At 72.5% G+C, this 14,287-nt stretch carries 15 protein-coding genes and 1 pseudogene; 9 read left to right on the top strand and 7 right to left on the bottom strand.

The genetic code is table 11. The features are described 5' to 3' along the window. Positions 1–253: 253 nt before the first annotated feature. Genes ACZ7KF_RS24090 through ACZ7KF_RS24075 form a run of 4 tightly spaced genes read left to right on the top strand, consistent with a single transcriptional unit; the run spans position 254 to position 4,985 of the window. Positions 254–1,807, top strand: coding sequence for an FGGY family carbohydrate kinase (locus ACZ7KF_RS24090; RefSeq protein ID WP_471078590.1), 1,554 nt, complete (start codon positions 254–256; stop codon positions 1,805–1,807). After that, on the top strand, positions 1,800–3,314 hold the full coding sequence (locus ACZ7KF_RS24085) for an FGGY-family carbohydrate kinase (RefSeq protein WP_471078587.1): 1,515 nt from the start codon (positions 1,800–1,802) through the stop codon (positions 3,312–3,314). Before ACZ7KF_RS24090 ends, ACZ7KF_RS24085 begins: the two co-directional genes overlap by 8 nt. Then, the gene (locus tag ACZ7KF_RS24080; protein ID WP_471078584.1) at positions 3,311–3,916 is read left to right on the top strand and encodes a histidine phosphatase family protein; all 606 of its coding nucleotides are present in this window, start codon (positions 3,311–3,313) and stop codon (positions 3,914–3,916) included. The genes ACZ7KF_RS24085 and ACZ7KF_RS24080 overlap by 4 nt, the downstream gene beginning before the upstream one ends. Before the next feature lie 25 nt (positions 3,917–3,941). After that, positions 3,942–4,985, top strand: coding sequence for a 2-hydroxyacid dehydrogenase (locus tag ACZ7KF_RS24075; RefSeq protein WP_471078581.1), 1,044 nt, complete (start codon positions 3,942–3,944; stop codon positions 4,983–4,985). A gap of 126 nt (positions 4,986–5,111) precedes the next feature. On the opposite strand, the gene ACZ7KF_RS24070 is transcribed toward ACZ7KF_RS24075, so the two are convergent. After that, positions 5,112–6,824 (bottom strand): MFS transporter, encoded by a 1,713-nt coding sequence (locus ACZ7KF_RS24070; RefSeq protein ID WP_471078578.1) that lies wholly within the window; start codon positions 6,822–6,824, stop codon positions 5,112–5,114. Positions 6,825–6,835: 11 nt separating this feature from the next. Here ACZ7KF_RS24070 and ACZ7KF_RS24065 point away from each other — a divergent pair, with 11 nt between their 5' ends. Both ACZ7KF_RS24065 and ACZ7KF_RS24060 read left to right on the top strand, forming a co-directional pair. Further along, positions 6,836–7,006 carry a hypothetical protein gene (locus tag ACZ7KF_RS24065; protein ID WP_471078576.1) on the top strand — a complete coding sequence of 57 codons (171 nt, stop codon included), beginning with the start codon at positions 6,836–6,838 and terminating at the stop codon, positions 7,004–7,006. Between the two features lie 113 nt (positions 7,007–7,119). Next, entirely contained in the window at positions 7,120–7,968 is an 849-nt protein-coding gene (locus ACZ7KF_RS24060; protein WP_471078573.1) for a TetR/AcrR family transcriptional regulator, read from the top strand. A 66-nt stretch (positions 7,969–8,034) separates the two neighbouring features. Here the strand turns inward: ACZ7KF_RS24060 and ACZ7KF_RS24055 are convergent, their stop codons facing one another. Next, the gene (locus tag ACZ7KF_RS24055) at positions 8,035–8,604 is read right to left on the bottom strand and encodes a TetR/AcrR family transcriptional regulator (RefSeq protein WP_471078570.1); all 570 of its coding nucleotides are present in this window, start codon (positions 8,602–8,604) and stop codon (positions 8,035–8,037) included. A gap of 101 nt (positions 8,605–8,705) precedes the next feature. Here ACZ7KF_RS24055 and ACZ7KF_RS24050 point away from each other — a divergent pair, with 101 nt between their 5' ends. Together ACZ7KF_RS24050 and ACZ7KF_RS24045 are read left to right on the top strand one after the other, a co-directional pair. Then, on the top strand, positions 8,706–9,689 hold the full coding sequence (locus ACZ7KF_RS24050; protein WP_471078567.1) for an aldo/keto reductase: 984 nt from the start codon (positions 8,706–8,708) through the stop codon (positions 9,687–9,689). A 203-nt stretch (positions 9,690–9,892) separates the two neighbouring features. Next, complete coding sequence (locus ACZ7KF_RS24045) at positions 9,893–10,303, top strand: hypothetical protein (protein ID WP_471078564.1); 411 nt, start codon at positions 9,893–9,895, stop codon at positions 10,301–10,303. A 107-nt stretch (positions 10,304–10,410) separates the two neighbouring features. On the opposite strand, the pseudogene ACZ7KF_RS24040 reads toward ACZ7KF_RS24045, so the two are convergent. The 3 genes and pseudogenes from ACZ7KF_RS24040 to ACZ7KF_RS24030 form a co-directional block, all read right to left on the bottom strand. Further along, positions 10,411–10,724 (bottom strand): annotated as a pseudogene (locus ACZ7KF_RS24040) (2-phosphosulfolactate phosphatase); the annotation flags it as partial. Between the two features lie 33 nt (positions 10,725–10,757). Then, entirely contained in the window at positions 10,758–11,999 is a 1,242-nt protein-coding gene (locus ACZ7KF_RS24035; RefSeq protein WP_471078561.1) for a cytochrome P450 family protein, read from the bottom strand. After that, entirely contained in the window at positions 11,996–12,217 is a 222-nt protein-coding gene (locus tag ACZ7KF_RS24030; protein WP_471078559.1) for an amidohydrolase family protein, read from the bottom strand. Before ACZ7KF_RS24030 ends, ACZ7KF_RS24035 begins: the two co-directional genes overlap by 4 nt. On the opposite strand from ACZ7KF_RS24030, the gene ACZ7KF_RS24025 reads away from it, so the two are divergent. After that, a complete protein-coding gene (locus tag ACZ7KF_RS24025; protein ID WP_471078556.1) occupies positions 12,216–12,611 on the top strand; it encodes a hypothetical protein in 396 nt (131 codons plus the stop codon). The two genes, ACZ7KF_RS24030 and ACZ7KF_RS24025, sit on opposite strands and share 2 nt — an antisense overlap. Before the next feature lie 224 nt (positions 12,612–12,835). Here ACZ7KF_RS24025 and ACZ7KF_RS24020 read toward each other — a convergent pair whose 3' ends face one another. Both ACZ7KF_RS24020 and ACZ7KF_RS24015 read right to left on the bottom strand, forming a co-directional pair. Then, positions 12,836–13,723, bottom strand: coding sequence for an NAD(P)-dependent oxidoreductase (locus ACZ7KF_RS24020; RefSeq protein ID WP_471078553.1), 888 nt, complete (start codon positions 13,721–13,723; stop codon positions 12,836–12,838). Next, a complete protein-coding gene (locus ACZ7KF_RS24015) occupies positions 13,720–14,058 on the bottom strand; it encodes an antibiotic biosynthesis monooxygenase family protein (RefSeq protein ID WP_471078550.1) in 339 nt (112 codons plus the stop codon). Before ACZ7KF_RS24015 ends, ACZ7KF_RS24020 begins: the two co-directional genes overlap by 4 nt. Positions 14,059–14,287 lie beyond the last annotated feature (229 nt).

The raw sequence follows: 14,287 nt of genomic DNA, 5'->3' as shown, positions 1-14,287 counted from the left end.
GTAACACGGCGGCGGCGGGCCACGGACCGGTCGCCGGCCGCCCGAGCGGCGCACGCGCGGGGTGGCGCGCCCGGCCCGGCGGGGATTTCACACGACGCGCGGGCCGGACCGCGGGACGATTCGCGCGACCGATTGACGGACTCACGGAAACGCGTTTCCCTGATTTCCGCGAGCCGCCCGGAAGCCGGGCCGCTCGATTAGAGAGTCCCGGTCCGTGGGTGCGGCCTTTGTTGAAGGGGCAGGTAGAGCAGTCATGTCGGTTCTCACCATCGATGTCGGAACCTCGGTCATCAAATCCGTCGTGTTCGACGACCAGGGCCAGGAGCTGGCGGTCTCCCGTATCGGCACCGAGGTGCTGCGTCCCCGACCCGGCTGGGCGGAGCAGGACATGGACGCGGTGTGGAACGGGGTCGTCTTCACCGTCCGCAGCGCCCTGTCCCGGCTCGGCCCCGCCCAGGACCCGGTGTGGCTGGTGAGCTTCACGGCACAGGGCGACGGCTGCTGGCTCGTGGACGGCGACGGCCGCCCCACCGGCCCGGCCGTCCTGTGGTCCGACGGACGCGCCGGCGACCTGCTCACCCGCTGGCAGGACGACGGCGTCCTGGAGCAGGCGTTCCGCCGCAACGGCTCACTCACCTGCAGCGGCATGCCGAACGCGGTGCTCAGCTGGCTCGCCGGGCACGACCCGGAGCGGCTGCGGCGCTCCCGTACCGCGCTGACGGCGGCCGGCTGGCTGTTCCTGAAGTTCACCGGGGTCAGCGCCGTCGACGAGTCCGACGCCTCCGCGCCCTTCCTCGACCACACCACCGGCGCCTACGACCCGGAGATCCTCGACCTCTTCGCCCTGCGGTGGGCCGAGCCGCTGCTGCCGCGGATCCTCGGCGAGCACGAGCGCATCGCCGAGATCACCCACCACACCGCCGCCGAACTCGGCCTGCCCGCCGGGCTGCCCGTCGTCATGGCCCCCTACGACATCGCCGCCACCGCCCGCGGCGCCGGAGCCGTCGACCCCGGCCAGGCGTGCGCCATCCTCGGCACCACCCTGTGCACCGAGATCGTCATGCGCGAGCCGGACACCGGGGGAGAACCGTGCGGCATCAACATCGCCTACCGCGGCCGCGAACGCATCCTGCGCGCCTTCCCCACCCTCTCCGGCACCGAGGTCCTCGACTGGGCCTGCCGCACCCTGTCCGTGGAGGACCCCGCCCACCTCGGCAGGCTCGCCTTCGGCGTCGAGCCGGGCGCGGGCGGACTCGCCTTCCTGCCGTACCTCTCGCCCGCCGGTGAGCGCGCCCCGTTCCTCGATCCGCACGCCCGCGGCGCCTTCTGGGGCCTGTCCCTCGACCACACGCCCGCCCATGTCGCCCGCGCCGTCTTCGAGGGGCTGTCCCTCGTCGTCCGCGACTGCCTGGCCGCGTCCGGGACCGACGTCCACGAACTGCGCCTGTGCGGCGGCGGATCCGCCAGCGACGCCTGGTGCGGGCTCATCGCGGACGTCACGGGCGTGCCGACGGCCCGCGGCGCCGACACGGAGCTGGGCGCCAAGGGCGCGTTCCTGACCGGTCTCGTCCTCACCGGGGCGGAGAGCAGCATGCGCGAGGCCGCCGCCAAGTACGTCCGCATGCGCGCGGCCTGGCAACCGGACGCCGAGCGCGCCGCGTTCTACGACGGGCTCTACGACGCGTACCTCACCTGGCGCGACACCGCCCGCTCCCTCGGCTGGGCACCCGCGCCCGCCCTCTCGTCGACCGCCGCCGTACCGACCGCCGCCTCCCCGGCCCGTACCCCGGAGGCTCCGCATGTCTGACGCCCTGTCACCCGACGCCGTCCACCTCGGGCTCGATCTCGGCACCCAGAGCGCCCGCGCGGTCGCCGTGGACGGCGCCGGACGGCTGCTGGGCGCCGCCTCCCGTCCGCTGACCGGCAGCCGCGACGGCGTACGCCACGAGCAGGACCCCGAGCAGTGGTGGTCCGCCCTCGCCGCCGCCTGCCGGGAGGCCCTGACCGGGATCGACCCCCGCCGGGTGCGGGGCCTGGCCGTGGACGCCACCTCCGGGACCCTGCTCCTGGCCGACGCCGCGGGCATCCCCCTGACCCCGGGGCTGATGTACGACGACCGCCGGGCCGACGCCTGGGCCGACCGCGTCAACACGCGCGGCGCACCGGTGTGGGAGAAGCTCGGCTACCGGACCATGCAGCCGTCCTGGGCGCTGCCCAAACTGCTCTGGCTGCTCGACGACCTGAACCGGCCCGGCGGCCCCGGCCTTCCCCAGGGCACCCGCCTGCTGCACCAGGCCGATCTGATCACCTGGCGGCTGGCCGGGCACCAGGTCGCGAGCGACGCCAGCCACGCCCTGAAGACCGGCTACGACCTGATCGCCGAGCGGTGGCCCGGATCCGAACTGGACGCCCTCGGCGTCCCGAGCGAGCTGCTGCCCGACGTCGTACGGCCCGGCACGGTCCTCGGCACCGTGTGCGCCGCCGCCGCCGAGGCCACCGGCATCCCCGCCGGCACCCTCATCACCGCGGGCATGACCGACGGCTGCGCGGCGCAGATCGGCGCCGGAGCGCTCACTCCCGGCGCCTGGAACTCCGTGCTGGGCACCACCCTGGTGTTCAAGGGGGCGAGCCCCCGCCTGGTCCGTGACCCCGGCGGCGTCGTCTACTGCCACCGCGGCCCCGGCGGCACCTGGCTGCCGGGCGGCGCCTCCAGCAGCGGAGCCGGCGTCCTCACCCACCGCTTTCCCGGCGCGCGCCCCGCCGATCTCGACGCGCTGACCGAGCGGGCCGCCGCGACCGGCTCCACCGCCGTCGTCTACCCGCTCGTGGGCGAGGGCGGCGAACGCTTCCCGTTCCGGGCCCCCGAGGCCGAGTCCTTCGTCCTCGGCGAACCCTCGGGCGACGCGGAGGAGTTCCACGCCTGTCTGCTCGGTGTGGCGTTGCTCGAACGACTCTGCCTCGACTACCTCGACCACCTCGGCGCCCCCGTCGACGGCCCGCTCACGTTCACCGGCGGCGGGTCCCGCAACCGCTACTGGTCGCAGCTGCGCGCCGATGTGCTCGGCCGCGCCGCCCGGCTGCCGGAGCAGGCCGAGAGCGCCCTCGGCATGGCGGTGCTCGCCGCCACCGCCTCGGGTGCCACGCTGGAGGAGGCCGCGGGCGCCATGGTGCGTCTGCGCGAGGACGTCCGCCCCGACCCCGCCCGCACGGCCCGCCTGCTCCCCGTCTATCTCGATTTCGTCGACGCGCTCGTCCGCCGCGGCTGGCTGGCACCGGCCGTGGCCGGCCACGCGCGTGGAAAGGCCGGACAGTGACCGACTTCGTCCTCGTACGCCACGGGGAGACCGTCTGGCATGCGGAGAACCGTTACGCGGGCCGCACCGACGTACCGCTCACCGAGCTGGGCCGCCGACAGGCCGCCGAGCTGGCTGCCTGGGCCGCCGGGCAACAGCTGGACGCCGTGCTCTGCTCCCCGCTGTCCCGGGCCCGGCTGACCGCCGAGCCCGCGGCGGCCGCGCTCGGCCTCACGCCCTGGGTCGACGAACGCCTGTACGAGGTGGACTTCGGTCGCGGCGACGGTCTCACCCGTGCCGAGATGGCCGAGGCGTTCCCCGAGGAGCTGGCCGCCTTCCTCACCGATCCCGTCGCGCACCATCTGCCCGGCGGAGAGCATCCCGCCGCGGCGGCGGACCGCGCCGTCCACTGCCTGGAGGAGGCCGCACGCAAGCTCCCCGACGGGCGCGTCCTCGTCGTGGCCCACTCCACCCTGCTGCGCCTGGTGCTGTGCGAGCTCCTCGGCATTCCCCTCGCGCGCTACCGCCAGGTCTTCCCCGCCCTCCACAACGGCGCGCTGACCGAACTGCGGCTGCGCGACGGCCAGGCGTCCCTGCTCCGCCTCAACGCACCCGCCAGCTGATCCTTCGCCACCTGGGAGAACCACCGTGCCCACCACCGTCCTCGCCGCCGGCGACCACTTCGTCCTGCCCGGACTGCTCGAACAGGAACTGCGCGCGGCCGTGCCCGACGGCACCGAGCTGGACGTCCGGCAGCTCCGACTCCCCTGGCCGCACACGCCGTTCGGCAAGGTCGCCGAGGTCGACGAGGCGTCCGGAACCGAGGAGGAGATGATCGAGGCACTGCGCGGCGCGCGGATCTGCGTCACTCAGATGGCCCCGCTCACCGAACGGGTGCTGGCCGCCTGCCCCGACCTGGAGCTGTTCTGCGTCAGCCGGGGCGGACCGGTCAACGCCGACCTGGAGGCGGCCACCCGCCACGGCGTCGCCGTCTGCTACGCCCCGGGGCGCAACGCCGTGGCCACGGCCGAGCACACGCTGGCCCTCATCCTCGCCGCCGCGCGCGGGATCGGCGACGTCCACACCGACCTCAGGCAGGGGACGTGGCGCGGCGACTACTACGACTACACGCGCTGCGGCGTCGAGATCGACGGCTCGGTCGTGGGCCTGGTCGGCTTCGGCGCCATCGGCTCGCGCGTCGCCCGCGTCCTGACCGCCATGGGGGCCACCGTCCTCGTCCACGACCCGTACGTGCGGCCGGAGGCGGTGCGGGGCGTCGCGCAACTGGTTCCCCTGGACGCGCTGCTGAGCCGTTCCAGGATCGTCTCCCTGCACGCGCGGGTGACGGACGAGACCCGCGGCATGATCGGGCAGGCCCAGATCCGGACCATGCCACGGGGGTCCGTGCTCGTGAACTGCGCCCGGGGCGCCCTGGTCGACTACGACGCGGTGTGCGACGCGCTCGACTCGGGACATCTGGCAGCCGCCGGATTCGACGTGTTCCCCGTCGAGCCGGTACCGGCCGGCTCACGCCTGCTGTCCACTCCGAACGTGATCCTCACCCCTCATATCGCGGGCGCCAGCCGGGAGGTCGCCCACAAGGCCGCCCGGATCGTCGCCGCCGAGGCCGGCCGCTTCCTCCGCGGCGAGCCGCTGGCCCACTGCGCCAACCCGGAGGTCGCCGGCGGCTGAACGAGCGCCCGGCGCAGGTCCGTACGGGTCCGTGAGCCGGTCCGGCGGGCCGGCAACGGCGTGGACGGGAGGGCCGGACACCACGCGTGGTGTCCGGCCCTCCCGTCGGCCGATGCCGGTGCGGGGTCAGTGCCCGGCCGACTCCTCGGGGCGCGCGTGGCGCGGCAGGAGGAACGCCAGCAGGAACGTCAGGGCGAGCATGCCGTCGACGATCCACAGCACCGTCTGCATGACCGAGCCGAAGCCGCTGCGGAAGGCGGACGAGGCGGTCTCCTGCAGAGCGGCGGGTATCCGGGCGCCGGCCTGGGGCGAGGTCACGGCGGACCGGGTGTCCTTCTCCAGGCGCGTGCAGGAGGCAGGGGTGGCGGCGGGGTCCTTGGCCACGGCGCGGTCAGAGGCGCAGGCGCGCAGGTCCGCGACGACGCGGTCCTGGGCGGCGGGCGCGACGTGCGCGGCGGCCAGCTGCCGCCGCAGGCCGTCCGCGTGCTGGTCGACGGCGGTGGCGATGCCGCCGCCCAGCAGACCGAAGAACACGGTGCCGAGCACGGCCACGCCGAAGGCGCCGCCGAGCTGCTGTATCGCGGTCATCGTGCCGGACGCCGAGCCCGTCTCGTGCTGCTCGACACTGGCGAGCACGATGTCGAAGAACGGCGCCATGAGCAGGCCCATCCCGATGCCGGAGACGAGCAGGGACGGCACGAACTGCCAGGGGCCGACGGTGTTGCCCACCACGTCGAGGGTCAGCCACACGCCGAACACACCGGCCGCCATGACCAGCGTGCCCGCCTGGAGTACCGCCCGGCCGAAGCGGGCGACGCCCTGGGCGATCCCGAAGCCGACGACCATGCCGCCCGACCAGGGCACCAGCACCAGTCCCGCCTTGAGCGGCGAGTAGCCGAGGCCGATCTGGGCGTAGAGGGTGAAGACCAGCATGAAGCCCTGCATGGCGGAGAAGAAGACCAGCCCCAGGGTCATGCCGCCGCTGAACCCGCGCTTGCGGAAGAGGCTCGGGACGACCAGCGGGTCCCGGCCGGCCTTGCCGACCCGCGACTCGTACACGGCGAAGACCGCGAAGACGACCAGGGAGGCGGCCATCATCGCGAACGTCCACAGGGGCCAGTCGTACTCACGCCCCTGCACGAGCGGGAAGATGATGAGCAGCGCGGCCAGCGAGACCAGGAGCATGCCGGGGATGTCGAGGCGGGGCTTGGCGCCGGACGCGTTCCTCGGCAGGTAGCGCAGGGCACCGAGGATGGCCGCGGCGCCCAGGGGCAGGTTGATCAGGAAGATCATCCGCCAGCCGGTGCCGAAGTAGTCGGCGTCCACGAGCCAGCCGGCCAGGATCGGTCCGCACACCGCGGACAGCCCCATGACCGGACCGAACATGCCGAACGCCTTCTGGGACTCCTTCGGCGGGAACATCTCCTTGATCATGCCGAGGCCCTGCGGCAGCATCACCGCGCCGAACAGTCCCTGCACGACGCGTGCGGCGATCAGCATCTCGGGCGACACGGCTATCGCGCACAGCAGCGAACCCAGGGTGAAGCCCGCGGCCCCCACCAGGAACATCCGGCGGCGCCCGTGGATGTCCCCGAGCCGTCCTCCGGTGACGAGCCCGATGGCCATCGAGAGGGTGTACGCGGCGGCGAGCCACTGGAGGGTGGAGGCGCCGCCGCCGAGGTCGGCCCGCATGGCGGGGCCGGCGATGGTCGTGACGACGGCGTCGAGGAGATCCATCACCTCGGCCGCGAGAATCACGAACAGAGCAGCCCAGCGCCACCGGTAGGGCGCTGGTGAGTCGGTGGGCGTCTCGGCGGACGCGACACCGGTGGTGGACATCGGAACTCCTCGTGGCAGCAGAAGCAGAAGCAGAAGCAGAAGCAGAAGCGATAGCAGAAGCGATAGCAGAAGCCGCGCCGGGGGTGGCGATCGTGAGGGCGCGCTGGACGAACCGTCCGGAGAACGGTGTTCACCATAACAGAACGCTGCTCACCATCAGAACGCTGTTCACCAAGATATAGCGCAAGTGTGAGACTGGCACAAGATATATCGCGTCTTCGGTGAACGCGCGTCTTCGGTGAACGCGCTGCTCTCTGCGGGAGAACACTGTTCTCCCGCCACCTAGACTGGGTTCATGACCGACGCGGCCGCCGACACCCCCACGCCCCCTCCGACCTCCCCCTGGGAGCGCGAGCGCCCCGCTCGCGCCCGCGTCGCCCCCGCTCGCGCCCCCCTGTCCCGTGAGCGGATCGTCGAGGCCGCCTTCACCGTGCTGGACCGCCAGGGCCTCGACGGACTGTCGATGCGGCAGGTGGCGGCCGAGCTGGGGGTCACCGTCTCGGCCCTGTACGCGCACGTCAGCTCCAAGGACGATCTCCTGGAGCTGATGTACACCCGGCTCTTCGCCGGCTTCGGGATGCCCGCGCCGGACCCGGAGCGGTGGCAGGAGCAGCTGCGGGACTTCGCCCGCTCGGCACGGCAACGCCTCCTGTCCCACCGGGACATGGCCAGGATCTCCATGGCCCACGTCCCCTTCACCGCCGAACTGCTGCCGCACGTGGAGGCGCTGCTCGCCGTCTTCCGCACCGCCGGACTGCCCGACCGTATCGCGGCGGAGGCCGGCGACCTCATCTCCACCTACATCGACGGGTTCGTCCTGGAGGAGGGGATGTGGCAGGACCGGGCCGCCCAGCTCGGCGGTGACGATTCCTCCCTGGCCCGCCCCGACTGGCGTGAGATGGCCGGCGACATGCGGAACTACTTCGCGTCCCTGCCCGCGAAGGACTTCCCGCATCTGCGCGCTCTGGCCGGGCTGATGGTGACGGACTCCTCCGACGAGCGCTTCGACATCGGCCTGGAGATCATCCTGCGTGGTCTGGCGAGCTACCTGCCGCAGCCGGCCGCGGACGGCGGCCCGGCCGTCTCTCGGGCTGCGGACAGTCCTCGTACTCCGGACGCCTCCCGTACTCCGGACGCCCCCTGACCCTCGACGCTCCCGCCCGGGTGTCCGGCTCTGTCCCGGAGCCGGCGGTCGGCGGACGCACGCCCGCTACCGTTCGGTGCTCCCCGGCTCGCTGAGCCGGCGGACGGCCTCCACGACCGCCGCGCGGTGCTGGGCCAGCCGCTCCGGCGACCAGGGCTGCCCGCCCTCGTCCGCCCAGAACCACGCCTGGGCCGCGGCCAGGATCATGGTCAGGAGATCATCGGGTGCCATGCTCCGGGCCAGTTCGCCACGCTGCTGCGCGTCGGCCACCGTGGCGGTCTTGTGCCGGTAGGCCTCCGGCTCGGGCCCGGTGGCGGCGGGGCGTTCCAGCAGCTTCCACAGGCGCAGACGCATGAGGTCCGGCCGGGCCACGAGATGGTCGAAGATCGCGCCGGCGTATCCGGGCAGGTCGTCGACGTCGAACGGCACGGACTCGGCACCCGCCGTCATCGCCCGCCGCAGCACCTCGTCGAACAACTGCTCCTTGTTGCCGAAGTAGGCGTAGATCAGCCGCTTGTTCGCCCCCGCGTTCTCGGCGATCCGGTCCACGCGGGCGCCGGCGATCCCGTAAGCGGCGAATTCGCTGAAGGCGGCGTCGAGCAGCCGGGCCTTGGTGGCGCTGGAGTCCCGTGGCATGTACGCCACCCTAGCAAGTAACTATCTAGTTATTGACACTCGCGCCCCCGGGGTCTACGGTCGTGTATCTATCCAGTTAGTTACAGGTTGGGAGAACTCTCATGGAACTTCGCGCACTGGGCGGCCAGGGGCTGACCGTCGGCGTCCAGGGGCTCGGCTGCATGGGCATGAGCGCCTTCTACGGCGCCACGGACGAGGCCGAGTCGCTGGCCACCATCGACCGGGCGCTGGAGCTGGGTGTCACCCTGCTGGACACCGCCGAGAGCTACGGGCCGTTCGTGAACGAGCGGCTGGTCGGCAAGGCGCTGGCCGGCCGCCGGGAGGCCGCCGTCCTCGCCACGAAGACCGGTGTGGAGATCACCGACGACGGCAGGGCGCTCGGCCTCAACGGTCGCCCGGAGTACGTCCGCCATGCCCTCGAACGCTCACTGCAGCACCTGGGCACCGACCACGTCGACCTGTACTACCTCCACCGTATCGACCCGAAGGTGCCGGTCGAGGAGACCGTGGGTGCCCTGGCCGAGCTGGTCGCCGCGGGCAAGGTCCGCCACATCGGCGTGTCCGAGGCCTCCGCGCGGACCATCCGCCGGGCCCACGCCGTGCACCCGCTGACCGCCGTCCAGACCGAGTACTCGCTCTTCGAGCGCGGCATCGAGCACAACGGAGTGCTCGACACCCTGCGCGAGCTGGGCATCGGTCTGGTCGCCTACTCCCCGCTGGGGCGCGGCTTCCTGTCCGGCGCCATCACCGGGCCCGACGACTTCGCCGAGGACGACTGGCGGCGGACCGACCCGCGCTTCCAGGGCGAGAACTTCGACCGCAATCTCGACGTCGTCCGCGAGGTCCGGCGTATCGCCTCCGCCAAGAACGTCACGCCCTCGCAGCTGGCGCTCGCCTGGGTCCAGCACCAGGGCGCGATCGCCATCCCCGGCACCAAGCGCCGCCGCTACCTGGAGGAGAACGCCGCCGCGACCGAGGTGACCCTCACGGCGGACGACCTCGCCGCGATCGAGGCGGTCGCCCCGCACGGTGTCGTCACCGGCGACCGCTACGCACCCGAGTTCATGGGGACGCTCAACGGCTGAGAACCGCCGCCTCCCGCGAGGACGACGACCGCGCACCGCCCGCCGGCGGTGCTCAAGCCGCTCGACGGTGTCGTCGAGTCCGTCCGCGGCGACACCGCCGCGCTCGGTGTGATCACCGGGCGGCTTTCCCGGGGACGGCCGAACGAATCCGCCTTCGCCGGCGTCGGTCTTCCGTGAAGACCTACACAGGGAAATGTCGTGTCGTGTCGGCCGCCGTCGCGGCCCTGATCGGCCTGACGGCATGTTCGTCATCCGAAGGGGACGGGGCGAGGACCGTCACGAGGGACGAGGCGATCACGCGGCCGGTCACGGTGAGCGGTGACGGCCGCACCCTCGCCGTCATGGCCGAGTCGGGCGGGTGCGACGAGACGCCTCGCCTCCGGGTGGTGTCCGAGACGCCCCGGGGGGTGACCCTGACCGTGCGGGTCGTCACCCGGACCGGACGGGACGTCGTCTGCCCGGCCGCCGCCCGGTTCGGCCCGGCCTGCGCCACCCTGCGCACGGCCCTCGGCTCGAGGCCGGTGACCGATGAGCGGACCGGCCGCCGGCTGGCGGTCCGCGCGGAGGAAGACGCCGGGAAGGCCGAGGCACCGCACTGCCCGGCGGAGCAGTGACGGCGGCGGCGCGGGGCGCGTCGGGAGCCCCTTGGGGTATGCAGCTGGTGCCGCGCACCGGGCCGGGTGCCGGCTCGCGCACAGCGAGAGCCGGGCCTCGCCGGCGATCAGACCGGAGCCTCGTCGGTCGACGGAGGCACGACGCGCGGACGGAGGACCATGAGCGCGTCTTCCGGGGCCGCCACCCTGGCGAAGGGGAACCGGTCGAGCTGGCGACAGAGGGCGACGTCATCGGGATGGACTCCTTGACGCACACCCTCCGCCACACGAAGCCGGCGCACAGCACCAGCGACGCCTCCTTGACGGCGAGGGCGCCGACCGTGCCCGTCGTGGTCTTCTGCACAACGGTCCGTCCGCCTGGGTCGACGGAGCGCAGCAGGCCCGGCGAGTTGACGGTGTCGAACCCGGGCGGCGGCCGGCCCGGGTTCTCGCGGTGACCCCTGTGCCGGGTCCGTCAGCCGGCGGGATCGAGGACGACCGGCAGCTCCGCCAGGCCGCGGAAGGCCGGGAAGGGAACCTCCAGCCAGTGCGGTGCGCCGGCGGGGTCGGCCAGGGCCATCCCGGGGAACCGGTCGAACAGGCGGGTGAGAGCCAGCTGCGTCTCCAGCCGGGCCAGCGGGGCCCCCAGACAGTAGTGGCTGCCGTGCCCGAACCCCAGGTGGGCGTCCTGCGCGTTGCCCGCCCGCCGCACGTCCAGCTCGTCCGGGGCGTCGAACTTCTGCGGGTCCCGGTTGGCGGAGCTGATCGCGATCTGGACCAGCGCGCCCTTCGGGATCAGGGTCCCGCCGTACTCCACGTCCTCGGTCGCGTAGCGGAACGTCGCCGTCTCCACGGAGCCGTCGTAGCGCACCAGTTCCTCGACCGCCGCGCGGATCAGGTCCGGGTTCTCCCGCACGGCGCGCAGCTGCGCGGGACGGGACAGCAGATGGTGGACGGCGTTGCCGATGAGGTAGGCCGTCGTCTTGTGCCCCGCGAACATCAGCAGGAACGCCGTGGACACCAGCTCGTTCTCGGTGAGCGCGTCGTCGTTGTCCCGGACCGAGGTGAGCGCGCTGAGCAGATCGTCCCCCGGACGTCGCCGCTTGGCGGTGATGAGATCCGTGAAGTACGCGTGCAGATCCTCCTCCGCCTGCTGCTGGGCCCGCTTGGCCTCCTCGCCGAAGCCGGTCTGCGCCACCGTCGTGGACAGGTGCTGCATCCGCGAGCGGTCCTCCGGCGGCACGCCGAGCAGATCGCAGATCACGATGATCGGCAGCGGGAACGCGAACGCGGGCAGCAGATCGACACGCTCCCGCGCGGGGCACGCGTCGAGCAGGTCCTGGACGATCTCCTCGATCCGCGGTCGCAGCGCCTGCACCCGCTTCGGGGTGAACGCGGAGTTGACCAGCCTGCGCAGCCGGGTGTGCTTGGGCGCGTCGGAGTTGAGCATGTTGTCGTCCAGCGCGACGGAGGAGTCACCGAAGATCCTCCGGTACGCGTCCATCGCCCCGTACATGTCCTTGCTCAGCCGCGGATCCGACAGCGCGGCCCGCGCGTCCTCGTACCGGGTGATCAGGTAGGTCTCGTTGCCGTGCGGCGGTCTCATGGGGCAGACCGGCGCCTCCGTGCGGAGGCGGGCGTAGACGGCGTGCGGATCCCGGCGGAACTCGGGGGTGCATCGCTCGGCCGCGGTGACGGCGTCTTGCGTGGTGGTCACGGACGACTCCTGAGGTCGAAGACGGCCTGGGCGTTGCCGCCGAGGATGCGCTGCTGGGCCGCCTTGTCGATCGGCAGCTTCTCGATCATGCGGATGAAGTCCTCCAGCGGCGCGGCGATCGGCGGGGAGTCCGTGCCGAACAACATCCGCTCGGGCCCCAGCACCTCCGCGTTCAGGCTCAGGTGTGCCGCGCTGAACGGGCTGGTGTCGACGTACATGCGCTGGAGCGCCGCCGCCGGTCGCGCCGATCAGTCGCAGACCCGGGTACTTGTCCAGCCACCCCGCGAACGCGATCATCGCCATGCCCACGGTGACGTCACCGAACCTGCCGATCTGCTCGACGAAGCCGGTCGCGTCGACCCGTTCCGTGCCGACCGGTTCGGCCGGGGCGTGCACCAGAACGGGCACCCCGGCCTCCGCGGCCAGCGCGAAGAAGGAGTCGGCGCGCGGCGAGCCGAGCAGCTCCCCGTGGACGCTGGACGTGGTGATCAGGCCGACGAAGGCGGGGTCCGCCAGGGTTTCCCGCACCCCTTCGAGGTGATCGTCGTCCCCGAACGGGTTGGCGTACACATAACCGCGCAACTGGTCCGGGAACGTGCGGATCAGGCCTGACATCCAGTCGTGGAAGCCGCGCAGCCGGTCGCGGGGCTGGGCGTAGTTGTCGACGCCCGGCACCCGCGCCATCGCGCCGGCCCCGACGGGGCTGCCGATGATGGTGAGGTCGATCCCCGCCTCGGCGCGAGCGGCGAGCATGCCGTCCACGTCGGTCAGGCTCGGGGGCATGGGGAAGCGTTCGGCCGCTTCCGGTGGGGACAGATGCCCGTGAATGTCGATGATCACGTGTCGGTTCCCGATTTCGGTATGAGTGCGCGGGTGACCGCGGCACAGTCCTGGTCGCCCAGTCCTTGCTCGGTGGCGCGGACGTGGGTCTCCGCCGCGGCGGTCGCCAGCGGCAGACTCAGGCCGACTGCTGCTGCCTGCTTGGAAGCGAGCATGAGGTCTTTCGCCATCAGCCGCAGCCGGAAGTCCGGCTCCTCGAAGCGGCCCGAGGCCAGACGCCGGGACTTGAACGCCATGACGGGCGAGGCGAAACCGCTGCCCGCGATGGTCTTGAGGACCAGCTGCCGGTCGAGTCCGCAGGCGGTCGCCAGCTCGGTGGCCTCGGCCAGGGCCTGCACCTCTATGCCCATCAGCAGGTTGAGGAGCAGTTTCATCCGCATGCCGGACCCGAGTGCGCCCAGATGGACGACCTCCTTGCCCAGCGTCTCCAGCAGCGGGCGCACGCTCTGGAACGCCTGCTCCTCGCCGCCGACGAACAGCCGCAGCTCTCCGTCACGGGCGTGGTCCCGGTTGCCGAGCATGCCGACGTCGAGGACCGAGGGGGAGTCCCCGGCGATCTGCACGACCTCTTCGGGGCCCACGGTGCTGGCGCAGATCAGGACGCCGGGGTAGGGGCCCGCCGACAGCACGCCGTCCGGTCCGTGCAGCACGGCGGCGAGGGCCTCGCCGTCGGCCACGACGCAGAGGGCGACGCTCGTGCCCGCTACGGCGTCGGCGGGATGGGCGGCGGTGTAGGCGCCCGCCTTCGCGAGCGGCGCGGTCCGGTCCGCGGTACGGTTCCAGACCCGCACCTGCACGCCCTGGTCGAGAAGGCGACCGGCCAGGCCGGCGCCCATCGTGCCGAGGCCGAGTACGGCGACGGGGCCGTTGGGGGGGCGCGTCACGAGGACACCCCCTTGGTCTCCTTGACCACGCGGAACCGCAGCGACTGCCGCTGGTCGACGAACTGGCGCAGCGGCGCCACCAGCTCCTGGTGCTCCTCGCTCTGCTGCCAGGCGAAGAAGTCCTCGGCCGACCGCCATTCGCTGGTGATCACCCACTGACGGGAGTCGTCGGCGGGTTCCCCGAGCCGCTCGATGATGTGGCCGGGGGTGCTGGAGACGGACTTCCGGAGCTGTTCGTACAGATCCAGGAACCCCTGCTCGCCGCCCTCGACGACGCGGACCGCGAACACGACGCCCAGCCGGTCGGCCGGTCGTCCGTTGTGGTTGGTGCCCATGTCTCCTCCTGAGTGAGATCCGGTGGGACACGACTCCAAGGACTCATGTCCCTCGTACGGCTGCAACTCCGAATGGGGGACGGGCCAGTGGGGACAAGGGCCGCACGCTCCGTCATTAGTCATTTCGGGTGAGTCGCGGACCGTTCCCGACTACCTCGCGACCTGATCTGGACGGCCGCACCCGAACGGGCTCCCACGCGCAGCGGGGAGGGCGGCGCCGACCGCCCGC

The sequence above is a fragment of the Streptomyces sp. NPDC038200 genome (assembly GCF_055600785.1).
This window is presented reverse-complemented; position numbering and strand designations above follow the sequence as displayed.